We start from the raw sequence: 23,473 nt of genomic DNA on the forward strand, positions 1-23,473 counted from the left end.
GCCACATTCCATTGTTGGGCTTTATGATTTATTTAGTATTTTCAGCAGGTTAATAATTAACTGTACGTGCTTAACCTGCTTCTCTCACAGCGCACTGAATAATTTGAGTATAGCTAAATGAGCGCTCAGAAAAAGCGCTAAATTGTTAAATTTCGTTCGTTATTACTTAGCTAGATGTTTTTGCAGAGATTATTTTTTGATTGTTTTGCAGTGATGCTATCGGGGCGGGTTTGGCGATAAAATAGCCTTGGGCGTAATCGACACCAATTTCTTTAAGTAGGTTATAAATTTCTTTATTTTCAACGTATTCCGCTACTGAATGCTTTTTCAGCGAGCGTGAAATATCGTTGATGGCCTTAACTAACGCATAGTCTATGGGGTCATGTTGCATATCGCGCACGAATGAGCCGTCAATTTTGACATGCTGCGCTGGCAAGCGCTTGAGATAGTCAAAGGTACTAAATCCAGTGCCAAAATCATCAATGGAAAAGTCACAGCCAAGCTCGTTAAGCGCGCAGATCATGTCTCGGGTCGCACTCAGGTTATCAATGCTGGCACTTTCCGTAATTTCAAAAATAACGCGCTTGGGGTCAACGTGATAGTCATTGAGCATGGCGCGAATATGCGGCAACAAACGCTCATCTAAAAACGATTGCGCCGAGAGGTTGATGGCAACACGCTGTAACTGCGGGTTTTCACTGAGATCGCTAATCGCTCGGCGAACTACACATTGGTCCATCAAGTAGCTGTCATTGAGCATTTCAAGGGCTGGGATAAACTGGTTTGGGTAGATAAGCTCATCATCAACAACCAGCCTTAATAGGGCTTCATAATAAGCAATACGGGAGCGCTTAATGTCCCACACGGCCTGATAGTGTAACTCGATGTTGTTTTGCTGCAGTGCCGAGCGCACATTGTGACCCCATTCCAAGCCGCTTTGCATCGCATTACTTTGCGAGTCACGTGCATCATAGCAATGCACTAAATTACGGCCCTGACTTTTGGCAATATACAGTGCGATATCAGCCTGCTTAAGGCATTCGTTCGCATCGTTGTTCTGTGCCGATATTTGTGTAATGCCGATTGAGCAACTAATAGAGTAGAGCTGCTCTTGGCAATGGAACTGGTAGCTATCAATGGCCATACATACCCCTTCAGCCACCATATGAGCGTCTAAAAATGGGGTGTCTTTAAGTAAAATAGCGAACTCATCGCCGCCGATGCGAAAGACTAAATGGCTATCGCCGATATGCTCTTGGAACAAGTTGGCGACCTCTTTAAGAACAACGTCACCTTCTTGGTGGCCCTTGCTGTCGTTAATAATTTTGAAGTGGTCAAGATCGATATAAATCAGCGCGTGCTCATCATCAGCACGGGTTTGGCGACACAACTGAGAGAGTTGTTGGTCAAAATAATAGCGATTGTGAAGCCCTGTAAGGGTATCGTGTAATGCTAAGTGTTGTAACTGTAACTCCGCCTGCTTGCGCTCTTCAATATTGTCGATGGAAGCGGTGATCACCGCGCCAGCATTGGCTTCATTTACATGCTGGAAACGGCATTCAAACCAAGTGCTATTGCCCTGTTGTGTGACCAGTTGCACTTCTATCTTGCGTCGCTTTTGCTCACCCTGAGCAACAGCGCTCAATACTTGCTGGAGCCTTGCTTGGTCATGCGCTAACGCGTAGTTGGTAAGCGGCTTGCCAATACTTTGCTTTAAACCATACCCGGTATTTGCTTCCCAGGCTGGGTTAATAAAGCGGATGCAGCCTTGCTCGTCGAGCTCCATAACGATGGTATTAAGGTGCATAAGAATGCGTTGGTGCGCTGAATAGAGCTCTTTATAGCGTGTTTGACTTTGGCTTAGCTGCGCCACTTTCTTCTCAAACTCGCTGTAGCTGGCTATAAAGTCTTCACGACGCGCGGCGTGATCACACACTTTCATTAGTAGAGCGTCATTGTAAGGGCGACGAATAAAGTCGGTGACGCCGCTCAACAATAAACGCTCGGCATAGTCAGCGTCGTGGCTATCTATAATAGTGACGATCGCTTGGCTGGCATTATGAGTGAGAATACTTTGTACCAATTCGTTAGCAGTCTCGGCATTGGCAATACTGGCATCAAGCAACACGATGGCGTAACGCCCTTGCAAATACGTGCTTAAGGCTTGGCGCACAGAGCTGCATACTTCAACTGCAAAGTTTAATGCTAAGGCCTCACTCATCGCTTTAGCTTTGGTGCTATCGGCCTCGAGTAGCAACAGGCCTAAACGACTGCTTTTATCGAGTTGCGTAGACAGAACATTGGCCAGTGTTTGCGGTAGTAAATCTTGGCGCTCAATGGGCACAACCGCATCAATACCATAACTGCGAGCTGTGGTTTCGGCGATACGTTCACAATAAAAAGGGGGAGTCAGTACAATCGGGGTGTGTTTAGGGGTTTTCAGCAATCCGGAGCGAATCATTCGTGAAAAGCGCCAGCCATCGATGGTGCCTACATCCAGTCCGGTAATCACTAAGCTTACCGCGCGTTCTTTCAGCACCTGCAATGCTTCTTGAGAGTCTGCGAACTCAAGCACAGAGAAAATATCGAGACGCCCCAAAGTACGTTTAATGATGCTGCGCTCAACTGCACTGGCATTGACTATCATGAGGCTCAACGGCGTAGCCATGGTATCGCAACCCAACTGTTTAAGACCTAAATTGAATCCGCTAGATTATAGGTAATTGTCACCCGAGACAAGCGCTATGCGCTTGATTTCAGTCAAGGGGGGAACTAGAATTGGCGCGATTTTCAGCACCCCGGAGAAAACCCATGCGCGTGGCCGATTTTAGTTTTGAGCTACCTGAAGAATTGATCGCTCGATTTCCGCAAAAGGAACGTAGCCAAAGTCGCCTGTTAAAAGTAGAGGGTAACAGCGGTAATACCACCCACCATATCTTCAAGGACATCATTGAATTCATCGAACCTGGTGATCTGTTGGTGTTTAATAACACCAAAGTGATCCCTGCCCGTATGCATGGACAAAAGCGCTCGGGTGGCAAGGTGGAAGTGCTTGTAGAAAGAGTGCTGGATGATAAGCGTGTGCTTGCTCACGTGAGAGCCAATAAGTCACCTAAACCGGGAACGGTGATGGTTCTTGAACAGCAAGCGCAGATGGAAATGATTGGCCGTCAAGGCGAACTGTTCGAGCTTGAGCTCAAAGGGGATATGTCAGTGTTAGACACCCTTGAGCAGATTGGCCATATGCCTTTGCCTCCGTATATCGACCGCCCTGATACTGATGAAGATAAGCAGCGCTATCAAACTGTGTATGGTGAAAAACCCGGTGCAGTTGCCGCACCAACAGCCGGATTACATTTTGATGAGCCGTTAATGGCTGCGTTAAAGGACAAAGGCGTTGCTATGGCGTTTGTGACCCTACACGTTGGTGCAGGGACGTTTCAGCCGGTGCGGGTAGACAGCGTTCAAGAGCATCACATGCACTCAGAGTACATTGATGTACCACAAGATGTTGTTGATGCCGTTGCGAAAACTAAAGCCCAGGGTGGGCGCGTTATTGCCGTGGGCACAACCTCGGTGCGCTCTTTGGAATCGGCAGCGAAGATCGGTGGCGGTGAGCTTATTAGTTATGTTGGCGATACCGATATCTTTATCTACCCTGGATATCAGTTCAATGTTGTCGATGCCATGATCACTAATTTTCACTTACCGGAGTCCACATTAATTATGCTGGTCAGCGCATTCTCTGGGCAGGAGCATATTATGTCGGCCTATCAAGAGGCTATCAAAGAGCGTTATCGCTTCTTTAGTTATGGCGATGCGATGTTTTTAACCCGCCAAGATAAAGACTAAGAAAAAGCCGCAAGAAGCGGCTTTTTTTATTTGTTGCTTTTATTTCTTCGATTCGCCCCAATTCATAGTATTGCTGCGACAAAACAGGTAAAATCGGGCGGTTAATCTGCGCATTTTGCGCTCGAGTTGGACTGTTTTTCCGACCTATTGAGGACCACATGAAATTTGAACTAGATACAACCGACGGCAAAGCACGCCGTGGGCGCTTAATTTTCGAACGCGGTGTCGTTGAAACCCCCGCATTTATGCCGGTAGGTACCTATGGCACAGTAAAGGGGATGACCCCAGACGAGCTTAAGGATACGGGGGCGCACATTTGCTTGGGAAATACTTTCCACCTCATGCTACGCCCGGGCACCGAGATTATTAAACAACACGGTGACCTCCATGATTTCATGGCGTGGGACAAGCCGATTTTGACAGACTCCGGTGGTTTTCAGGTATTCAGTCTCGGCGCCATGCGTAAAATAACGGAAGAAGGCGTCATGTTCCGCTCTCCGGTTAACGGTGAGAAAATAATGCTGAGCCCTGAAAAAGCGATGCAAGTGCAGTGTGATCTAGGCTCTGACATTGTCATGATTTTTGACGAATGTACGCCTTACCCAGCAACAGAGAAGCAAGCAAAAGACTCTATGGAATTGTCACTGCGCTGGGCAAAACGTTCAAAAGAAGCGCACGGTGATAACCCGTCAGCGCTGTTTGGTATTATTCAAGGTGGTATGTACCCAGAGCTGCGAGCACAATCGCAAGCAGGGCTGGAGGAAATTGATTTTGATGGCTATGCCCTCGGTGGACTCTCTGTAGGCGAGCCTAAAGAAGACATGATCAATATTCTCGACCATTGCGCTTACAAAATGCCAGAGCAAAAACCGCGTTATTTAATGGGCGTCGGCAAGCCCGAAGATATCGTTGAAGCGGTACGTCGTGGTATTGATATGTTTGACTGCGTGATGCCTACACGAAACGCACGTAATGGTCATTTATTTGTTACCGGTGGGGTGGTTAAAATCCGTAACGCCGTGCACAAGACTGACACCGCGCCGCTGGACAGTGAATGTGATTGCCACACCTGTAAGAACTACTCACGCGCTTATTTGCATCACTTGGATAAGTGCAATGAGATTCTCGGTGCGCGTTTGAACACCATTCATAACTTGCGCTACTACCAACGTTTAATGGAAGGGTTACGTGAGGCAATTGCCAGCGGCAAGCTTGACGCTTTTGTAGCAGACTTTTATGCTCGCCGTAATACTGCGGTTCCAGAGCTCGCAGAAACAGAATAATTGCGGCCCGCCTTGTGCGGGCTTGCCTGTAATTTACAACACTAAAATTAATAGTTAAGTACTTAAGGGGACTACCTGATGAGTTTATTTATTGCAAACGCACATGCAAGCACAGCGGGCGCCGCACCAGCTGGTGGTGGCTATGAAATGCTAATTATGCTGGCCATTTTCGGTTTGGTTTTTTACTTTCTTATCTACCGCCCGCAAGCTAAGCGAGTAAAAGAGCACAAAAACCTAATGAGCGCTTTAGCCAAAGGTGATGAAGTGCTTACTCAAGGCGGCATGGTTGGTAAGATCACTAAGGTGTCTGAAGATAAAGACTTTGTGCTTATCTCGCTGAACGACCAAACCGAAGTAACAGTGCAAAAGTCTGCGATTAGCGCAGTACTACCCAAAGGCACAATGAAGTCGCTATAAACCAAAAAGGAAAGATACGTGTTAAATAAGTTTCCCTTATGGAAATATTTACTCGTACTTGTTGTATTGGCAGTCGGGGTGCTTTATGCCACCCCGAACATCTATGGCCGCGATCCGGCCATTCAGGTTACCGGAACAAAGGGAACCGACGCCGATCTCAGTGCGCTAGATACAGTAAATAAAATCCTGACTGATAATAAAATTGAAACCAAGTCGAGCAAACTCGCCGATGGCCAGATCCTGGTCCGCTTCAAAAATGTCGAACAACAACTTAAAGCTCAGGACATTTTGCGCGACAACTTAAGTGAAGATTACATCTCTGCCATCAACATGGCGCCAGCTCAACCACAATGGTTAAAAGCCATTGGTGGTAACCCAATGAAGCTCGGTCTTGACTTAAGTGGTGGTGTGCATTTCACCATGGAAGTTGACATGGTGACGGCGATGGATAACGCCCTGAACCAGATGGAGCAAGATTTCCGCTCAGACTTACGCGAAGAAAAACTGCGTTATCGCACTATCCGCCGCGTAGCGGGGAGCGATGGCGTGCAAGTGGTGATGCGCAGTGAACAAGACAAAGACGCTGCAGAGCGCTTCTTACAAGACCGCTACCCAGGTTACTTGTTTGTTGATGACAGCAACAACGACAACGGCTTTATTGCCTCAATGAGCGAGCAGCGTATTAAAGAGTTGCGTGATTATGCGATCAAGCAAAACGAGACCATTATTCGTAACCGGATTAACCAAATAGGTGTTGCTGAACCTAATGTTCAACGTCAAGGCGCAGAGCGCATTATTGTGCAATTACCCGGTGTTCAAGACACCGCGCGTGCAAAAGAAATCTTAGGCGCTACGGCAACCCTAGAGTTTCGTGAGGTTGACCAAGATGCTGATCCAGGATTGGCGATGCAAGGGCGCACACCGCCTGGTACTGAAATGATCATGAGCCGCGAAGGCCGTCCTGTGGTACTGAAAAAGCGAGTCATTCTGGAAGGTAGCCATATTACGGGTGCACAATCTGGCATGGATGAATATCAGCGTCCACAGGTTAACATTAAGCTGGATTCTAAAGGCGGTGCCAAGATGGATGCCTTTACCAAACGCGCCATAGGTAAGCCAATGGCGACCGTGTTTATTGAATACAAGCCTTCTGGCGAAGTAGACGAAAACGGAAAGCCGCTTCCGCCTATCAAAGTGGAAGAAGTAATTAACGTGGCGACGATTCAAGCACGATTAGGGCGTAGTTTCCGCATTACCGGTTTAGATAACCCAGCTGAAGCACATAACTTGAGTTTACTGCTTCGTGCAGGTGCCCTCGTTGCACCTATTCAAATCGTGGAAGAGCGCACCGTGGGTCCAAGCTTAGGCCAAGAAAATATTGAAGCGGGTATGACCGCCGTGGTGCTTGGCTTCGCGTTTGTTTTAGCCTTTATGCTGCTTTATTACAAAGGCTTCGGCTTGGTTGCTAACCTAGCCTTGGGGGCTAACTTGGTGATGATTGTCGGAGTGATGTCGATGATCCCAGGTGCTGCGCTAACCTTACCTGGTATTGCTGGTATCGTCTTAACAGTTGGTATGGCAGTGGATGCAAACGTACTTATTTTCGAGCGTATCCGCGAAGAATTGGCTGATGGACGCAGTCCACAGCAGGCCATCCATTTCGGTTACGACAGTGCTTTCAGTACCATTTTTGATGCCAATATTACCACCTTAATCGCCGCGATTATTCTGTTTGCAGTGGGAACCGGCCCAATCGCTGGCTTCGCGGTAACCTTGGCAATAGGTATCTTAACTTCAATGTTTACCGCCATTGTTGGTACCCGTGCGGTTATCAACTTAGTTGTTGGTGGTAAGCGCATTGAAAAGCTATCGATATAGGAGCGAAGCATGCAATTATTAAAAGTGAAAGGTACTTTACCATTCATGAAAGCACGCAAAGTAGCGATGGGCTTTTCAATTTTATTGATTATTGCCGCGCTGGCGTCTTTCGTGGTTAAAGGCCTTAATTTTGGGTTAGATTTTACCGGTGGTACAGCTGTAGAAGTGGGCTTTTCACAGCCTGCTGAGCTCTCCCAAGTACGAAAAGTACTCGCAGAGAATGGCTTCGCTGATGCCTCTGTACAGCTGTTTGGCTCCAGTAAAGACGTACTTGTGCGTCTTCCTCCACAAGGAGAGGGAGTGAAAGCTGAGGTCATTGGTAACCAAGTAATGGCAGCCTTAAAACAGGCCGATGCACAGGCGCAGATGCGCCGTATCGAGTTTGTTGGTCCCAGCGTAGGTGAAGATTTGAAAGAGCAAGGTGGTTTAGCGATGCTGACTGCTTTGATCTGTATTTTGCTTTATGTTGCCCTACGATTTGAGTGGCGTTTCGCCCTAGGTGCGGTATTTGCCTTGTTCCACGATGTTATTTTGACTATGGGCCTGTTTTCACTATTAGGCTTGGAGTTTGATTTAACTATCTTGGCGGCGATTCTTGCGGTCATCGGTTATTCACTTAATGATACTATTGTTGTCTCAGACCGTATCCGTGAGAACTTCCGTAAAGTGCGTATTGACGACACCTTGGAAATTATCGATCTCTCTCTTACACAGACATTGAACCGAACCTTGGTTACTTCAATTACCACTATTTTGGTATTGATAGCCTTGTTTGTGTGGGGTGGCCAAACTATCCATGGTTTCGCTACGGCATTACTCTTTGGTGTATTCATCGGTACTTACTCGTCGGTCTATGTTGCCAGCTCTGTGGCGGTATTCCTTGGAGTTAGTAAAGAGGACTTGATCCCCGTAGAAGTAGAGAAAGAGGGCGCAGATCTCGATCCTATGCCTTAGAGAATAAAGGTAAAAACGTTGAAAATGCCGCTTTAATGCGGCATTTTTTATATATCCAGTTCCTCGGTTGTGACAATGAATGTAGCTCGCTGTCACAGCGGTTATACAGGCCCAGTCTTATGAAGTTGTTTTTACTGGTCTTAGCTTTGCTAACAATAAGTGCTTGCAGTGACAGCGTCGGCAAGCCACAGCCAACTGCTGATTCGAACTCAGCAGCCCAAGTGTACCTAGGCATGAGCGAGCAACTCCTCAGTGAGTTACGCTTGCAAGGACGAGCACCAGAGCTCGAGCATATAAGTACAGCCTTAGCCGTTGCTATGTATGCGCAAATCCCAGCTCTAAGGCTGCGCTTTCCCGAGTGTGACACGTACCTACAGAGCTTATATCAAGGCTTTGATAGCTCAGTGCAATTAACGTATGCAGAGCTGAGTGAGCAATACCATAATGGCGATGCTTTACCCACCTTTGAGGCACCGATTTGCTATCATATTAAGGAGGCGACAGTTCTTCCGCTGCTAATTAGAGCTATGGTGAGAGAGTCGCAAATTGGCGCAGTTAATACTGTGTCGGCGCGTCGACATGCACTCAAAGCGCAAGCCCATTTCAATATCATTCAGCGGCAATTGCAGAGAAAATAGTCAGTTCATAACATTGTCATAATCCCTTGCTAGACTCTATTACCACCTCAATATTGGGTGTACAAAGTAGTGAGTGCCGAATTAATAGCAGAATTAGCCGAGATTATTGAAAAGCGCCAAGTTACCTGCGTTTTTCAACCTATTTTTGACTTCTACCAAGAAGCGATAATTGGCTATGAAGCACTCAGTAGGGGGCCTGAAGATAGCTTTTTGCATAGACCCGACGCTCTATTTAGCTGTGCTGTAGCGCACCATCGTCTTTCCGAATTAGAGTTACTGTGTCGAGAAACGGCAATAGCCTCATTCGCCGAGCAGCAATTAGCTGGCAAGTTGTTTCTCAATGTCAGCCCCAACACGTTATCGGATCCGGCTCACCCTAAAGGGCAAACTCTTCAGCTGCTGCGCGATTACGGCCTCGGTGCGCATCAAGTAGTCATCGAGCTCACCGAGCAAGATAAAGTGGATAATACCGCGCAGTTGCGCAAAGCGGTTGCACATTACCGTCAGCTTGGCTTTCTCATTGCCATAGATGATTTAGGGGCGGGGTATTCAGGGCTTAAACAGTGGTCAGAAATACAACCCGATATTGTTAAAATAGACCGCTACTTTATTGATCATTGCGATCAAAGTCCGGTGAAAAAAGAGTTTTTAAAATCTATAACGGAACTAGCAAAAGCCACGCATACTCGCGTGGTCGCTGAGGGAATAGAGCGAGAAGAAGAGTTTCAATTGTTACGAACACTCGAGTTACATACGGTACAGGGATATTTATTCGAGCGCCCGAGTGCAGAGCCTAGCCAGCAATTTGAGGCGCAACGTTTTCAAAGTTTAGGGCACACTCACCATCAGCACTTTGTTGAGCCATCGCTGGCGGTGGGATGGTTAGCGATAGAGCAACAAGCTATCTGCCAACATACTTTGTGTCGAGAGGCGCAGCGTATTTTTGATAACGATAAGGCGCTGTTTTCATTGGTTGTTATTGATCAGTATCACCAGCCCGTTGGCTTGCTATACAAAGAGCAGTTAACAGAAGTGTTTGCCTCACCTTATGGTCATGCTTTGTATGACAAAAAGCCGATAGCGTCGTTGATGGATGCTCAGCCACTCGTGGTTGATGAAAATGAACAGCTTGATAGAGTGAGCCGGCAAATTACCGACAATGATTTTGATATTCGTCGCTATATCATCGTAACTAGAGGCAGTAAGTATTTAGGTGTTGTGCATCTGCGGCAAATTCTCAAGCACATGACCGAAGAAAAAGTGCGTCATGCCCAGCATGCTAACCCACTGACCATGTTACCCGGCAATATCGCCATTAATGATGCGATTGAGCACCGTTTGCGCAGCAACCGTGCCTTTTCCATTGCTTATTTTGATTTGAATCATTTCAAACAATTCAATGATTTATACGGCTATGCCAGCGGTGATAGCGTGATTAAATTATTGGCCGATATCATCCGCAGTCATTGCCAAGCCGTTCCCTGCTTTATTGGCCATATTGGCGGTGATGACTTTATGGTTGTATTTGATGGTGAGGATGCCAGTGCTACCTGCCAGGCTGTGATTGCTGATTTTGATACTCAGGTTCGGCGATTTTTTAGCCCTGAGCATATCGCAGCGCAAGGTTATTGGAGCTGTAATCGTGAAGGGCAGCGTCAGTTCGTGCCGTTATTGGCTTTGGCCGTGGGGTTAGTTACACCAGATATACGTAGCTGCGATAATAGTCACCAAGTTGCGACATTAGCGACCGATGCAAAAAAAGAGGCGAAGCGTCACAAAGGGAGCCACCTCTTTTGCTGCCAGCGACGCGGGCCCGCCGCACCGTTATTTCGTTTACATCCTGAGCCACTGGACTCGCTTTCACCGTTGTCATTACATGAATAAAATCACATTAGTTCTGTGTTGCACTGTGTCAATATGGACGGTAGTTTGAGCGCAGAGCTGAGGAGGTGAATGATGGTTGAGGGATTATTAACAAGGGCACTGTTGTTTTCACTTATGCTCTGTGTCCCTGTTTACGCTCAGCAAACAGTTCGTGTTGCCCAAGAGATGCGGCCTCTGTATCCCCGTGATTAATACCTACAAGCGCTATTGCAAAGCGCATTAGCAATCAGTGATAAGCCATATACTATCAGTTATGTTGATGTGCATCCGCATCAACAGCGTATTTTGTATATGCTTGATGGTGAGCGCGTCGATGTGCACTGGAGTATGACTAGCCCAGCACGAGAAAAGTTAGCTATTGCGGTTAAGGCACCGCTATTTAAGGGGCTCATTGGTCAGCGAGTACTGCTTGCGCACCCGAAACTGGCAAGGGCACTCAGTGGCGTAGAGTCAGTATCGCAGCTACGCCATTTCAGCGCTGTGCAAGGTCATGATTGGCCAGATACCAACATACTCGCCGCTAACAATTTACCGGTAAAACCGGTAGCAAATTATCAAACGATGTTTCGCTTAACAGCGCAGCAGCGGGTCGATTATTTTCCTCGTTCCGTGATTGAAGTGGTTGATGAACTACAAGCCCATCAGCAGATGCAGCTACAAATTGTTGATCACGTTGTGCTTAATTACCCGAGTGCATTTTACTTCTTTGTCTCTAAGAATCGGCCTGAGTTAGCGGCACACCTTCGACAGGGGTTGGATGTGCTTATCCAGCGCGGTGAGTTTGATGCGCTATTTACACGCTACTTCTCAGCCAACCTAGAGACGCTGTCGTTAGCGTCACGCCGACATATTATGCTGGCCAACCCTTTTTACATTGAGTCACCTTAACATGTTGAACAAGCGGTAGTTCCTCGCTGTTTTACTTATGAAGCGCAGGGCTAACAAAAAATTTGCCTATTTGCTTCATGGTCACTCTTTGATAATCTTAGCGCAGCTTATTTGGGAGTTGCTATGTCACTGCGTTGGTTGGGTCTGTCTGTCATGTTATCCATAGTGGGTGTACACAACGTACATGCCCAGACTCATTGTGACGTGGAACTAACCCACGGGCTTATCATCACTGACGACATTATTCGCATCGTTGATAACAACCAAACCCGTGTGCAAATAAACCAAGACCAGCAGTTGGTTGTGCGTGGGCAGTGGATTGAACTGAGCGAGCAAGAGACAGCGGTGCTGCATCAATATAGCATGATGATCCGCGATACTGTTCCAGAGTTAGTAGATCTCGCCACCGATGGCGTTAATATTGGGCTGAGTGCCATTGAGGATGTGGTCACGGGGCTATCTGACAAAGAGCCTGAAATTCTTAAAACACAGTTACAGTATGTAGAACGAGCGTTACGCGACAAGTTTAAGCGTGGAGACGACTTTTTCTTTATTGCGCCGCAATCGTTATCCAAACTAGATGACTTTTTTGCCCAAGAAGTATCGAATAAAATTCACACCGCAATCCAAGGCTCTTTGGGAGCTATACTGGTGTCGCTGGGCGACGCGTTCCAATCTCGAGAGGGAAATATCGAAGAGCGCATTAACGATATGGGTCAGCGCATGGAGATCATCACAGCGGAAATCGATAAGTCGTTACAGAAAAAAGCGCAGCAGCTTGAACAAAAATCTGTTGAATATTGCAGATGTCTCAATGCACTTGATAAAACAGAATCAAAACTCCAACAGATTGTACCTGAATTGGCTGATTTTGACTTGGTGAATATTAAAACCTCGAGCTAACCCAGCCGTTAGTCTTTAAAAAACGAATCATCATTTTGCGCTAGCATGGCTTCAATTTCCTCTATGAATTCAGCCTTATCGACGCCTTCGCTGTCACCATTCATTGCAGTAGAGATTTTGTTGTTTTCACTAGACCACTCGCCTAGATCAATCAGCTGACAACGTTTACTACAAAACGGGCGATAGGGGCTTTGTGCAGACCAGGTCACCTGCTTTTCGCAAGTTGGGCATTTTACAATGGTAGGCATAGTATTAGGGGCTGTGAAACTGTCATGGCGGCAGTGTAACTGAGAGCAGAGCGCTTTAAAAGGCCTATAAGTACAACCTACAGCCGCGTAACACGATTAATCTCAGATAGTGAGGTAATGCCCTCAGCAGCTTTACGTAGCCCCGATTGACGCAATGTCGCACAGCCTGCTTCTTTTGATGCTTTGGCAATATCAAGTGAGTTTCCACCATCCATAATCGTTTGTGCTATGTGGGGAGTTACTTCCATCACCTCGTATATTCCCACCCGACCTTTGTAACCATCGGTACATTGATCACACCCTGTCGCTTTGAATAGACTTATGTGAGTTAAGTCAGATTCGGTGTAGCCTTGTTTGAGTAACTCATCACGAGGGAGTTGCTCAGGTTCTTTACAGTGTTTGCACAGTCGCCGAGCTAAACGTTGGGCGATGACTAGTGAAACAGAGCTAGCCACGTTGTAAGCCGGTACGCCCATGTTTAAAAGTCGCGTGATAGTCTCAGGTGCGGAGTTGGTATGCAGGGTGGAAAGCACCAAGTGCCCGGTTTGCGCAGCTTTAATGGCGATTTCGGCGGTTTCTAAATCGCGTATCTCGCCAACCATTACTACATCTGGGTCTTGGCGTAGAAAAGCTCTAAGAGCGCTAGAAAAAGTGAGCTCTGCTCTGGGGTTAATCTGTACTTGATTTATGCCCTTAACGTTAATTTCGACCGGGTCTTCGGCTGTGGAAATATTACGCTCAGGGGTGTTAAGAATACTAAGCCCTGTGTATAGAGAGACAGTCTTTCCGGAACCTGTGGGGCCGGTGACAAGAATCATGCCTTGCGGCTGTTTTAATGCATCTAGATAAAGCTGCTTTTGCTCCTCCTCGTAGCCAAGCGCATCAATGCCTAGGGTCGTGTTAGAGGAATCAAGCACGCGCATAACAATTTTTTCCCCCCACATAGTTGGCAACGTACTGACCCGAAAATCAATGCTATTACGCGGCGAAATCGTCAGTTTAATGCGGCCATCTTGGGGCTTGCGCTTTTCTGAAATATCTAGTTTAGACATTACCTTGATGCGGGCTGCAAGGCGAGTGGACAGCGCATAAGGTGGATTGGCCATCTCATGTAACACACCATCAATACGAAAGCGTATGCGGTAATCGCCATCATAGGGCTCAAAGTGTAAATCAGAAGCGCCTCGACGTATGGCATCACGGAGAATCTTATTGATGTAGACAATGATGGGGGCGTCGTCATCCTCATTGCCCTGTTCCGGGTGGTGGTTGTCATAATCTTGCTTGGCGAGGTGGCTGAGTTCGTCGCTGTCCTCTTGCGATAGCTTCAGTGTGTGGGTGGCATCGAACAGCTGCTCGATGAGGTTATCTATTTGCCGATAATCAGCCAGCACCACTTCACATTGAAGCCCGGTACTAAACTCGTAATTTTCAAAAGCACCGTAGTCAGTAGGGTCTGAGGCGGCGAGAAATAGCTTGTTGCCCTTGGCTGAGATGGGCAGCATATGATGACGACGAATCAACTGCTCATTTAGCAAGTGCTTGTCTATGCTTCTGGGGTCAAAGGAGCTTAAATCAATATACGGAGTGCGAAAGAGTTCAACACATTGTGCCAACAGTTCTTGATTACTCATGTTGCTGCTACGGATTATGGTCTCTGCTGCGCAGCGGCTTTGCTCTTGGTGCCCCTTTACCGTGTCGCTATCGATACGTCCTAAGGTAATAAATTTACGAATCAAAGGTGAGTTAATATTCATAGGTCCCGCAACCAAGTTAATAACAATAATGTATAGCAAGCTCAATGATTTAAGCCATTACAAGCTGTAACATTAAGTGTTATCGATCTTAGCGGGAATGCAAATTGGCGAGGTGCAAATAGTTTTGGTGGTACAGAGACACCTTGGCACTGAGGTCAGCGATTCCCCCCGCATTAGAGATAATATCGTTGGCCTTTGCGACTTTATCTTGGCGTGACATTTGTGCCTTTAAGATAGCTTGTGCTTGTTGCTCAGTGATATTGTCTCGAGCGCAAGTACGACTTATTTGTACAGTTTCAGGCACATCGATCAATAAGGTGCGCTGACAATACTTATCAAGGCTGTTTTCAAAAAGTAGTGGCGCCTCAAGGATTGCATAGGCACTTTGTGCCTGCTCCAGTTGGGTGAGCATCTTAGTACGGATAAGTGGATGCAAAAGCGCATTTAACCACTGCTTTTCGCTTTCGTCTGCAAAAATGATGTCACGTAGCTTAGCGCGATTAAGGCTACCATCATCCAACAGCAGCGAACGGCCATGACGGCTAACGATGCCGGCTAACCCGTCAGTGCCTGGCTGTACTACCTGGCGAGCAACAACATCGGCATCGACAACAGTGATGCCGAGCTGCTGAAACAAGGCGCTAACGGTTGATTTACCAGAGCCTATACCTCCGGTTAGACCAAGCGTCCACATCGTTGTTTTAACCCAAAATAGCGCTGAAATAAGCGCCTTGGATTTGCTCTCCCCAAAGCATGGCTATCCAGCCTGCAATGGCAATATAAGGGCCAAACGGAATCGGGGTTGCTTTATCTTTGCCTTGAATGGAGAGTAAGGTAATACCAATTACGGCACCCACAATGCTAGACAGTAGTATGATCATCAGTAATGCTTGCCAACCTAATAAGGCACCAAATACCGCCAGCAGTTTAAAGTCGCCATAGCCCATCCCTTCTTTACCGGTCAGCAATTTGAACAGCCAATAAACGCTCCATAAGCTAAGGTAGCCTGCGGCAGCGCCAGTTAGTGCTGCACTCGGTTCTATGGTGATCCCTGCAACACTTGCTAATAAAGCTAGCCATAACAGCGGTAACGTCAGCTGATCCGGCAACAGCATATGGTCTATGTCTATGAATGTCAGTGCCACCAACACCCAAGTGATAATGATGTAAAGCACGGTTAGTTGAGTGGGGCCAAAGGCAAGCGCGACAACTAAACTTAAAACAGCAGTGATGAGCTCTATAGCTGGATAGCGGATAGAGATAGGCGCTTGGCAGTAAGCGCATTGGCCTTTTAAAAATAGCCAACTAAGCAAGGGGATATTGTGCCAGGGCTTGATTTTGTTATTGCATCTCGGACAGGTTGAAGCTGGCGTTAGAAGGTTAAAAGGAGCGGATGCTGATTGGTTTTGTTCACCTTTTGATACCAATTCATCGGCAAGTAGTAAGCGACACTCTGACTGCCATTGATTTTGCATCATCTTTGGAATGCGGTAAATAACCACATTGAGGAAGCTACCTACAGCTAAGGATACAAAAAGAACCGTGGTTATAAAAAACCACGGCTCGCTTTTCATTAATTCGAGTACTTCTGAAAACATCTAATATTAACCTACTACGTTTCCAAGCTGGAAAATAGGTAAGTACATGGCGATGATTAATCCGCCTATTAAAACCCCTAATACTGCCATTATGAGAGGCTCGAGTAGACTGGATAGCCCGTCTACGGCATCATCTACTTCTTGCTCGTAAATGGTTGCCACCTTAGCAAGCATATCATCGAGAGCACCAGACTCTTCACCGATAGCGACCATTTGAATCACCATGTCAGGGAATATATTGGAGTTGCGCATAGCCCAGTTCATTGGATTACCAGAGCTGACCTCAGCTTTGATATCTAAAATTGCATCGCGATAAACCGCATTACCAGACGCCCCCGCTGCTGAATCTAGTGCATCCACTAAAGGGACACCTGCGGCAAAAGTGGTGGACAGTGTTCGAGCATAGCGCGCTACTGCTGCCTTATTCAAAATCATCCCAACTATTGGAAGTTTTAGAATTAGTTTGTCAACATTATCTCGCAGCTGTTTATTACGTTGATGAGCTTGTCCGAATAAGTAACCACCAATACCTATGGTTAATACTGCGCCCCACCAGTAAGCCTGAAGAAACTCAGAAATAGCTATTACCATCAATGTAAAAGCAGGAAGCTCAGCCCCAAAACCATCAAAGATATCTTTAAATTGTGGTACTACAAAGATAAGAAGAATAGATGTAACTATAATAGCTACTACTATTACGGCCACCGGGTAAAACATTGCTTTTTTGATTTTTGATTTGAGGGCTTCTGCTTTTTCTTTGTACAAAGCGACACGATCAAATATTCTATCTAACGCGCCTGACTGCTCGCCTGATGCAACTAAGTCACAATACAAGTCGTCGAAGTATTTGGGGTGCTTTCGTAGCGCTGAACTCAAAGGTTGACCGGCTTTTACTTCTTCCCCGAGAGTTCGAAGCAAGTTTTTTACGCTCTTATTTTCAGAGCCATCAGCTATCATATCTATAGCTTGTACCAAGGAGACACCAGCCACTAACATAGTCGCCAGTTGACGGGTAAACATAGCAATATCTTTAGCTGATATTTTCTTCTCGCCAGAAAGCCCAAACAAAGGTTTTGGTTTGCGCTTTACTTTTGATGGAGTAATCCCTTGTTTACGCAGTTGAGCCTTTACGAGTGCAATACTGGTACCAGTAAGCTCACCTTCAAGTTTTTTGCCTCGAGTACTCACACCCACCCATTGGAACGTGTCCAATTGGTTTGCTTGTTGTTGTTTTGCCATTATTTTCTCACAAGCTCTGTTGATTACTTAATATTAACACAGGGTTTCAGCAAAGGTTACTGCTGTTTGCCTAGGTGTTTTACATGTTGGTTACGCGATTGACTTCTACCAGGCTCGTCACGCCTTGAGCAACCTTTTGTAGCCCTGACTTTCTTAGGTTATTGACACCCTCTTGAGCTGCGGCTTCTGCTATCTCTAATGAGTTACCTCCTCGCATAATAATTTCAGCGATTTTGGAGGTAATGGGCATCACCTCATAAATACCAACTCGGCCTTTATAGCCTTCGGTACACTCATCACAGCCTACTGGTTTGTAGACAGTTAAATCACTTAGCTGCTCTTGTGTAAAGCCTTGCTTTATCAGTTCTTCTTGAGGTAGCTGTTCTGGCTCTTTACAATGCTTGCATAACCGACGAGCTAGACGCTGGGCGATAATCAAGCTCACTGAACTGGCGATGTTGTAAGACGGTACACCCATATTCATCAAGCGAGTCAGAGTTTCCGGTGCTGAGTTGGTGTGCAATGTTGATAGCACTAGGTGACCTGTTTGCGCCGCTTTGATAGATATTTCAGCTGTTTCTAAGTCTCGAATCTCACCCACCATGACAATATCAGGGTCTTGACGTAAAAACGCGCGTAAAGCATTGGCGAAGGTCATATCAGATTTAGCGCTGATTTGAACCTGGTTAATCCCCTCAAGGTTTATTTCAACTGGGTCCTCGGCAGTACTAATGTTACGCTCAGTGGTATTAAGAATATTGAGACCGGTATAAAGTGATACGGTTTTACCTGAACCTGTAGGACCGGTTACTAAAATCATCCCCTGAGGTTGCGCAAGGGCGTCTAAATAAAGTTGTTTTTGCTCAGGCTCATAGCCAAGCACATCAATGCCGAGCATCGCGCTGGAACTATCGAGAATACGCATTACGATTTTCTCACCCCAAAGAGTGGGAAGGGTACTCACACGGAAATCGATACTTTTTTTGGCGTTTATTTTTAGTTTAATACGGCCGTCTTGGGGTTTACGTTTCTCCGCCAAGTCCATATGCGACATAACCTTAATACGTGCAGCGATACGGCTTTCGAGATTGATTGGGGGGGAAGCTATTTCATGAAGCACGCCATCAACACGAAAACGGATGCGGTAACGTTTTTCATAAGGCTCAAAGTGTAAATCGGAAGCACCGCGCTTAATCGCATCCATTAAAATTTTATTAATGTAAACGATAATGGGGGCATCATCATCTTTGGAGTTAACATCGGTGGCTAAGTCCTTTTTGTTGCCATCGCCGGAGTCAACACCCTCGAGCTCTTCCATATCATTGTCGGTTAGGCCAAGTTCTGAAGTGCTATCGAATAAGCCATCGATCGCTTTATCTAGATGGTCGTAACGAACAACCACCGCCTCTGTTTGCATCCCTGTGTTGAATTCGTAATCTTCAAAAGCGCTGAAGTCTGTTGGATCTGCGGTTGCAATAAAAAGAGTTTTTCCTTTTACAGATAAAGGGAAGATCTTATGCTTTCTAATCAGCTTTTCATTTAGAAATTCACGAGTAGGTAATAGACTCATATCATAAAGAGATAAATCTACCTGCGAAGCCAGAGATATTTGGCTGGCTCGCTGTTGGAGAGTTTGAGGAGAAAAATTAGCTGCTTTGCAGATTGCCTCTGCATTAGATACAGAACTATCTTTTTTTATTTCGGCAAACTCTGATTGGGACAAAACACCAGAATTTACGAGCCTTCTCACCAAGGGAGATAATACCGCTGACATAACTTACCTTAGAACCGCCAAATAAACTATTTAACCAAAGCTTAACTAAAAAAAGGGGCCATGGCCCCTTTTTTTGTCATTTAGATTGAGAGATTAGCACTCTAACCAACCTTGACCACAGGCATCAGTACCGCCTGCTGTAGCAATAAGCCAAGTGATATTAGTATTGTTCAGTGTTGGAGTAAATGTAACAGTGTCATCTGTACCGTCGCCATCAATATCACCTAAATTTAAAGTGATAACGCCATCAGTTACAGCTGTAACTGCGCTTGCAGCTTCGATAGCTGGCACACCATTTACACCAGCATCACAAGGACCTAGGACACCACCCTCAGTTTGCGCGCAAATACCAATCGCAGACTTGTATACATTAGCTTCGCTGGCTGCGCCTTGAGCTGTCGCTGAACGAGTGTACTGTTGGTATTGTGGTAATGCAATAGCTGCCAAAATACCGATGATCGCAACAACGATCATTAATTCAATCAGGGTGAAACCCTGTTGTTTGTTTTGAGTCATTTTTTCCATGTTCCTCTCCTAAAGGATTGTTGGGCAAAGTTAAGGTAACCAGTGTTGCTAAATCGTTGATTCGGCAATTGGTCGACTAGTTGCTTGTACTACGTGGGGCAACAAGCGCCTAGCAATGTCAAAACCTACAGGTTCAGATATCTTAGGAAGTATAGTCCAATTGTTGAATTCAACTAACTGAGACACCGTTCCTTGAGTGTAGATTTCTTTTATTACAGTTTCGTTGATTTATAACAAAGTATTACTACCTAAGTATAAATCTCATTCTTTAAAACTAGATGCTATCACGGCATTTTGGCTTTGTGTAGCACTTTTTTTAACAACTGCTAACATCTATACCGAATTCAGCTATTCTACTTGAATATTTTGCAAAGTCACTATAGTTGTTGAAAACGCATTGATAAATCAACAGCTTCAATGTGTTTAGTCAAGGCGCCACTGGATACGTAGTCTACGCCAACGTTAGCGTACTGTTGCAAAGTTGCCAAAGTGATATTGCCCGACACTTCTAGCTTGGCTGATTTGTTAGTTAGTTTAACGGCTGTATTTACATCCGCTAAAGAAAAGTTATCAAGCATGATAATGTCCGCGCCAGCACTGAGCGCTTGTTGCAGCTCATCGATATTCTCAACTTCAACTTCTACGGGCTTATCCGCGTGATTGCGCTTGGCTTGGGAAACCGCTGCAGCAATACTGCCACAGGCGGCGATATGGTTCTCTTTAATTAAAAATGCATCAAACAAACCGATACGGTGGTTCACTCCGCCGCCACATTTGACCGCGTATTTTTGCAGTGCACGTAAACCTGGAATAGTTTTACGAGTGTCTAATAGTTTAGTATTGGAGTTGGCCAAGGCTTGGCTATAGGTATAAGCTGCTGTGGCCGTTGCACTTAACGTTTGTACGAAGTTAAGTGCCGTGCGTTCGGCGGTCAAAATAGCCCGGGCGCTGCCTTTGGCGTTAAATAGGCGCTGCTCGGGTCGCACTTTATCTCCATCAGCAACGAAAAAAGTGAGTTCGACACTGGGGTCTACTTGAGCAAAAACTTCTTTTACCAACTCTTGGCCACAAAAAATGGCTTCCTCTCGGGTGATAACATCGGCATTAGCCTGCTGCTGCTCAGGGATCAGCTGTGCGGTAATATCTCCTTCACTTGGGCTGAGACCATTTAAGTCTTCATCAAGGGCTTGTTGAACGAGTTGGCGAATCAGTGCTTGGCTTGGTGTCATAATATCTAATTCTTATATAGCTGGTTAGAGAATGTAGCGTCAGTGAGTTTAGCAGGCGCCCTCAAAGTCGAGTTGGCGCCAGGATTCATAAACAAATACCGCGACTGCATTCGATAGGTTCATACTACGGCTGTTTGCTTGCATGGGAATACGTACCCGTTGCTCTGCTGGTAAAGAGGCGATAACTTCGCTAGGCAGCCCGCGTGTTTCGGGGCCAAACAGCAGCGCGTCACCTGGTTGATAGGCGACTTCATGATGAAAGCGCGTACCTTTGGTGGTACATGCGTAAATACGTTTTGGGGCACAGGCGTCGATATAAGCTTCTAAGCTTGCATGGCGCTGAACATTAGAGAACTCGTGATAATCCAAGCCTGCCCGTTTAATGCGTTTGTCATCCCACTCAAACCCCAATGGTTCTATTAAGTGTAAGCGGTAGCCGGTGTTGGCACACAAGCGGATAATATTACCAGTATTAGGGGGGATTTCGGGTTGAAATAAAACAATGTCTAACATAAGTCTTCTGAGCTCAGCGCGATACAGTGGCGTGAGTATACCAAAGATGGTTAAAATGACGCAGAGATTCGATAACTCTAGGTGCATTTTATGAACAACCAAGGCGCGTCAACCCCAGCAAGAGGTTACAATTTTTGGGTGCGCTTCGCTAACTTGATTACGTTGGCTATGGTTAGTTTGATGATTGCAACTAAGGCGTGGGCGTGGTTAGCATCAGGCTCTGCCGCAATGCTAGGGTCACTGACCGACTCACTGCTTGATATAAGCGCAACCTTAATGAACTTCTTTGTTCTGAGTTATGCCTTAAAACCGGCTGACGACGACCATCGTTTTGGTCATGGTAAAGCGGAAGCTTTGGCTGGTCTCGGTCAAGCCGCTTTTATCAGTGGCAGTGGCTGCTTATTAGCCTTTCATGCCATCGAGCGCTTTATTAACCCTGTCACTGTCAATCATACATTGTTGGGTGTGTGGGTGAGTATTTTTGCTATTTTTTGCACCTTAATCGTTGTCTATGTGCAATATCAATCTATTAAGCGTACTGAGTCGGTGGCGATAAAAGCCGATTCACTGCACTACAAGGGTGATCTATTACTGAACTTAGCAGTATTGCTTGCTCTGATGTTGGCCTACTACGGTATTTCCGGTGCCGATCCGTTTTTTGCCATCTTAGTTGCTGCCTACTTGCTTTACAATGCTTGGCAAATAGGCACCGAGAGTGCGGCGCATTTAATGGACAAAGAACTGCCGGATGAAGAAAAAACGCAGATAGTGGCAGTTGCCAAAAGCCACGAGCAAGTTTTAGGGGTGCACGATTTGCGTACTCGCCAAGGCGGCAAAGTACGCTTTGTGCAACTTCATTTAGAACTGGATGACAATATGCCTTTGATCAGGGCACACCAAGTCGCGGACGAGGTAGCGCTACTTATTCAAGAGGCGTTTAGCGAACAAAAGCACCCTGAGTTCGGTGGTGAAGTTGATGTGCTGATTCACCAAGATCCAATTTCAGTGGTCAACAAATCAAGTTGTTAGTGTTGTTTCAGGTTATTCATCAACCAGTTGCTCGCAACGATAAAACCCGTCTTGCTCGCTGAGCACCTTCACTAACTCCGGTAGTACCTGTTGCATCGTTGCTTTTAGCGTGTAAGGCGGGTTGATGGCAATGATCCCTGAGGCGGTCATGCCACGTTCTTCACTATCGCCTTGGGTGGCAAGCTCGAACAATTGAATGTTTCGAATACCAGAGTCAATAAAACGTTGCTCAAGGCGGTCTATGCGAGAGCGATCAACCACGGGATACCATAACAAATAAGTGCCGGTACTAAAGCGTTGATGTGCTTTTATGAAGGTATCGACTGCTTTGTCGTAGTCACTCTTTACTTCATACGGCGGGTCCATTAACACGCATGCCCGGCGCGAAAGAGGCGGCACCAGTGCCAGCAAGCCTTTAAAGCCGTTTTCATCTTTTACTCGTAACGAGCGCTTACCTGCCATATTTTTTTGCAGTAATTTTAAGTCTTGAGGGTGCAGCTCAAAAAACCAGCCTTTGTCTTGCTTACGTAAGTAGTGTTCAGCCACCTTAGGTGAACCCGGGTAATGACGTAACTGAGCGGACTCGTTCATATCCTTAATCAGGGCTACATAATCCGCGAGCGCATCTACATCACCTTGATACTGCCACAGCTTAGCAATGCCATCATTAAACTCTTGGGTTTTCTGCATATCGGCATTGTCGATGGCGAAAAAACCGGCTCCCGAATGGGTATCAATATAATCAAAGGGCTTATCTTTTTTGACCATGTGTTGCAGTGTTTGTGCTAACACTAGGTGCTTCACCACATCGGCGGGGTTGCCAGCATGAAAAGAATGGCGATAACTGAGCATAACGGCTCCTAA

At 46.1% G+C, this 23,473-nt stretch carries 21 protein-coding genes; 10 read left to right on the plus strand and 11 right to left on the minus strand.

Annotated features, from left to right (window positions below; translation table 11 throughout):
* Positions 1 to 166 precede the first annotated feature (166 nt).
* Positions 167 to 2,668 carry an EAL domain-containing protein gene (locus tag MHM93_RS03855; protein WP_239448117.1) on the minus strand — a complete coding sequence of 834 codons (2,502 nt, stop codon included), beginning with the start codon at positions 2,666 to 2,668 and terminating at the stop codon, positions 167 to 169.
* A 143-nt stretch (positions 2,669 to 2,811) separates the two neighbouring features.
* On the opposite strand from MHM93_RS03855, the gene queA reads away from it, so the two are divergent.
* The 9 genes from queA (at position 2,812) to MHM93_RS03900 (ending at position 12,697) form a co-directional block, all read left to right on the plus strand.
* Positions 2,812 to 3,852, plus strand: coding sequence for a tRNA preQ1(34) S-adenosylmethionine ribosyltransferase-isomerase QueA (gene queA / locus MHM93_RS03860; RefSeq protein WP_239448118.1), 1,041 nt, complete (start codon positions 2,812 to 2,814; stop codon positions 3,850 to 3,852).
* Positions 3,853 to 4,010: 158 nt separating this feature from the next.
* The gene (gene tgt / locus MHM93_RS03865) at positions 4,011 to 5,135 is read left to right on the plus strand and encodes a tRNA guanosine(34) transglycosylase Tgt (RefSeq protein ID WP_053909810.1); all 1,125 of its coding nucleotides are present in this window, start codon (positions 4,011 to 4,013) and stop codon (positions 5,133 to 5,135) included.
* A gap of 78 nt (positions 5,136 to 5,213) precedes the next feature.
* Positions 5,214 to 5,552 (plus strand): preprotein translocase subunit YajC, encoded by a 339-nt coding sequence (yajC, locus tag MHM93_RS03870; RefSeq protein ID WP_045979227.1) that lies wholly within the window; start codon positions 5,214 to 5,216, stop codon positions 5,550 to 5,552.
* 18 nt (positions 5,553 to 5,570) lie between these two features.
* Positions 5,571 to 7,430, plus strand: coding sequence for a protein translocase subunit SecD (gene secD / locus MHM93_RS03875; protein ID WP_045979228.1), 1,860 nt, complete (start codon positions 5,571 to 5,573; stop codon positions 7,428 to 7,430).
* A 9-nt stretch (positions 7,431 to 7,439) separates the two neighbouring features.
* On the plus strand, positions 7,440 to 8,384 hold the full coding sequence (gene secF / locus MHM93_RS03880) for a protein translocase subunit SecF (protein ID WP_022945420.1): 945 nt from the start codon (positions 7,440 to 7,442) through the stop codon (positions 8,382 to 8,384).
* Positions 8,385 to 8,503: 119 nt separating this feature from the next.
* Complete coding sequence (locus tag MHM93_RS03885; RefSeq protein ID WP_239448119.1) at positions 8,504 to 9,022, plus strand: hypothetical protein; 519 nt, start codon at positions 8,504 to 8,506, stop codon at positions 9,020 to 9,022.
* Between the two features lie 69 nt (positions 9,023 to 9,091).
* Complete coding sequence (locus MHM93_RS03890) at positions 9,092 to 10,906, plus strand: bifunctional diguanylate cyclase/phosphodiesterase (RefSeq protein WP_239448120.1); 1,815 nt, start codon at positions 9,092 to 9,094, stop codon at positions 10,904 to 10,906.
* A gap of 207 nt (positions 10,907 to 11,113) precedes the next feature.
* Positions 11,114 to 11,794, plus strand: coding sequence for a transporter substrate-binding domain-containing protein (locus MHM93_RS03895; RefSeq protein WP_239448121.1), 681 nt, complete (start codon positions 11,114 to 11,116; stop codon positions 11,792 to 11,794).
* A gap of 129 nt (positions 11,795 to 11,923) precedes the next feature.
* Positions 11,924 to 12,697 carry a YggN family protein gene (locus MHM93_RS03900; protein WP_239448204.1) on the plus strand — a complete coding sequence of 258 codons (774 nt, stop codon included), beginning with the start codon at positions 11,924 to 11,926 and terminating at the stop codon, positions 12,695 to 12,697.
* A gap of 8 nt (positions 12,698 to 12,705) precedes the next feature.
* Here MHM93_RS03900 and yacG read toward each other — a convergent pair whose 3' ends face one another.
* From yacG to trmL, 9 genes are all read right to left on the minus strand, one after another.
* Positions 12,706 to 12,945 (minus strand): DNA gyrase inhibitor YacG, encoded by a 240-nt coding sequence (gene yacG / locus MHM93_RS03905; RefSeq protein ID WP_022945425.1) that lies wholly within the window; start codon positions 12,943 to 12,945, stop codon positions 12,706 to 12,708.
* Between the two features lie 77 nt (positions 12,946 to 13,022).
* On the minus strand, positions 13,023 to 14,702 hold the full coding sequence (gene pilB / locus MHM93_RS03910) for a type IV-A pilus assembly ATPase PilB (protein ID WP_239448122.1): 1,680 nt from the start codon (positions 14,700 to 14,702) through the stop codon (positions 13,023 to 13,025).
* An 88-nt stretch (positions 14,703 to 14,790) separates the two neighbouring features.
* Positions 14,791 to 15,396 (minus strand): dephospho-CoA kinase, encoded by a 606-nt coding sequence (coaE, locus tag MHM93_RS03915; protein ID WP_239448123.1) that lies wholly within the window; start codon positions 15,394 to 15,396, stop codon positions 14,791 to 14,793.
* Between the two features lie 7 nt (positions 15,397 to 15,403).
* Positions 15,404 to 16,300 carry an A24 family peptidase gene (locus MHM93_RS03920; RefSeq protein WP_275444100.1) on the minus strand — a complete coding sequence of 299 codons (897 nt, stop codon included), beginning with the start codon at positions 16,298 to 16,300 and terminating at the stop codon, positions 15,404 to 15,406.
* A gap of 6 nt (positions 16,301 to 16,306) precedes the next feature.
* Positions 16,307 to 17,539 carry a type II secretion system F family protein gene (locus MHM93_RS03925; RefSeq protein WP_239448124.1) on the minus strand — a complete coding sequence of 411 codons (1,233 nt, stop codon included), beginning with the start codon at positions 17,537 to 17,539 and terminating at the stop codon, positions 16,307 to 16,309.
* A gap of 79 nt (positions 17,540 to 17,618) precedes the next feature.
* Positions 17,619 to 19,313, minus strand: coding sequence for a type IV-A pilus assembly ATPase PilB (gene pilB, locus MHM93_RS03930; RefSeq protein ID WP_239448125.1), 1,695 nt, complete (start codon positions 19,311 to 19,313; stop codon positions 17,619 to 17,621).
* A gap of 93 nt (positions 19,314 to 19,406) precedes the next feature.
* Entirely contained in the window at positions 19,407 to 19,838 is a 432-nt protein-coding gene (locus MHM93_RS19355) for a prepilin-type N-terminal cleavage/methylation domain-containing protein (RefSeq protein WP_275444101.1), read from the minus strand.
* A gap of 377 nt (positions 19,839 to 20,215) precedes the next feature.
* Complete coding sequence (gene nadC / locus MHM93_RS03940; protein WP_239448126.1) at positions 20,216 to 21,067, minus strand: carboxylating nicotinate-nucleotide diphosphorylase; 852 nt, start codon at positions 21,065 to 21,067, stop codon at positions 20,216 to 20,218.
* A 48-nt stretch (positions 21,068 to 21,115) separates the two neighbouring features.
* Entirely contained in the window at positions 21,116 to 21,580 is a 465-nt protein-coding gene (gene trmL / locus MHM93_RS03945; RefSeq protein ID WP_239448127.1) for a tRNA (uridine(34)/cytosine(34)/5-carboxymethylaminomethyluridine(34)-2'-O)-methyltransferase TrmL, read from the minus strand.
* A 90-nt stretch (positions 21,581 to 21,670) separates the two neighbouring features.
* On the opposite strand from trmL, the gene MHM93_RS03950 reads away from it, so the two are divergent.
* On the plus strand, positions 21,671 to 22,609 hold the full coding sequence (locus tag MHM93_RS03950) for a cation diffusion facilitator family transporter (RefSeq protein WP_275444102.1): 939 nt from the start codon (positions 21,671 to 21,673) through the stop codon (positions 22,607 to 22,609).
* Between the two features lie 12 nt (positions 22,610 to 22,621).
* On the opposite strand, the gene rlmJ is transcribed toward MHM93_RS03950, so the two are convergent.
* Entirely contained in the window at positions 22,622 to 23,461 is an 840-nt protein-coding gene (gene rlmJ, locus MHM93_RS03955) for a 23S rRNA (adenine(2030)-N(6))-methyltransferase RlmJ (RefSeq protein WP_239448128.1), read from the minus strand.
* Between the last annotated feature and the right edge of the window lie 12 nt (positions 23,462 to 23,473).

This window comes from Pseudoalteromonas sp. MM17-2 (assembly GCF_022347945.1).
In the GTDB taxonomy this organism is placed as follows: domain Bacteria; phylum Pseudomonadota; class Gammaproteobacteria; order Enterobacterales; family Alteromonadaceae; genus Pseudoalteromonas; species Pseudoalteromonas ruthenica.

Coding starts and splice junctions, on each gene's coding strand:
- MHM93_RS03855 (WP_239448117.1), bottom strand. CDS start 2,668: ATGGCTACGCCGTTGAGCCTCATGATAGTCAATGCCAGTGCAGTTGAG.
- queA (WP_239448118.1), top strand. CDS start 2,812: ATGCGCGTGGCCGATTTTAGTTTTGAGCTACCTGAAGAATTGATCGCT.
- tgt (WP_053909810.1), top strand. CDS start 4,011: ATGAAATTTGAACTAGATACAACCGACGGCAAAGCACGCCGTGGGCGC.
- yajC (WP_045979227.1), top strand. CDS start 5,214: ATGAGTTTATTTATTGCAAACGCACATGCAAGCACAGCGGGCGCCGCA.
- secF (WP_022945420.1), top strand. CDS start 7,440: ATGCAATTATTAAAAGTGAAAGGTACTTTACCATTCATGAAAGCACGC.
- MHM93_RS03885 (WP_239448119.1), top strand. CDS start 8,504: ATGAAGTTGTTTTTACTGGTCTTAGCTTTGCTAACAATAAGTGCTTGC.
- yacG (WP_022945425.1), bottom strand. CDS start 12,945: ATGCCTACCATTGTAAAATGCCCAACTTGCGAAAAGCAGGTGACCTGG.
- pilB (WP_239448122.1), bottom strand. CDS start 14,702: ATGAATATTAACTCACCTTTGATTCGTAAATTTATTACCTTAGGACGT.
- coaE (WP_239448123.1), bottom strand. CDS start 15,396: ATGTGGACGCTTGGTCTAACCGGAGGTATAGGCTCTGGTAAATCAACC.
- MHM93_RS03920 (WP_275444100.1), bottom strand. CDS start 16,300: ATGTTTTCAGAAGTACTCGAATTAATGAAAAGCGAGCCGTGGTTTTTT.
- MHM93_RS03925 (WP_239448124.1), bottom strand. CDS start 17,539: ATGGCAAAACAACAACAAGCAAACCAATTGGACACGTTCCAATGGGTG.
- pilB (WP_239448125.1), bottom strand. CDS start 19,313: ATGTCAGCGGTATTATCTCCCTTGGTGAGAAGGCTCGTAAATTCTGGT.
- MHM93_RS19355 (WP_275444101.1), bottom strand. CDS start 19,838: ATGGAAAAAATGACTCAAAACAAACAACAGGGTTTCACCCTGATTGAA.
- nadC (WP_239448126.1), bottom strand. CDS start 21,067: ATGACACCAAGCCAAGCACTGATTCGCCAACTCGTTCAACAAGCCCTT.
- trmL (WP_239448127.1), bottom strand. CDS start 21,580: ATGTTAGACATTGTTTTATTTCAACCCGAAATCCCCCCTAATACTGGT.
- MHM93_RS03950 (WP_275444102.1), top strand. CDS start 21,671: ATGAACAACCAAGGCGCGTCAACCCCAGCAAGAGGTTACAATTTTTGG.
- rlmJ (WP_239448128.1), bottom strand. CDS start 23,461: ATGCTCAGTTATCGCCATTCTTTTCATGCTGGCAACCCCGCCGATGTG.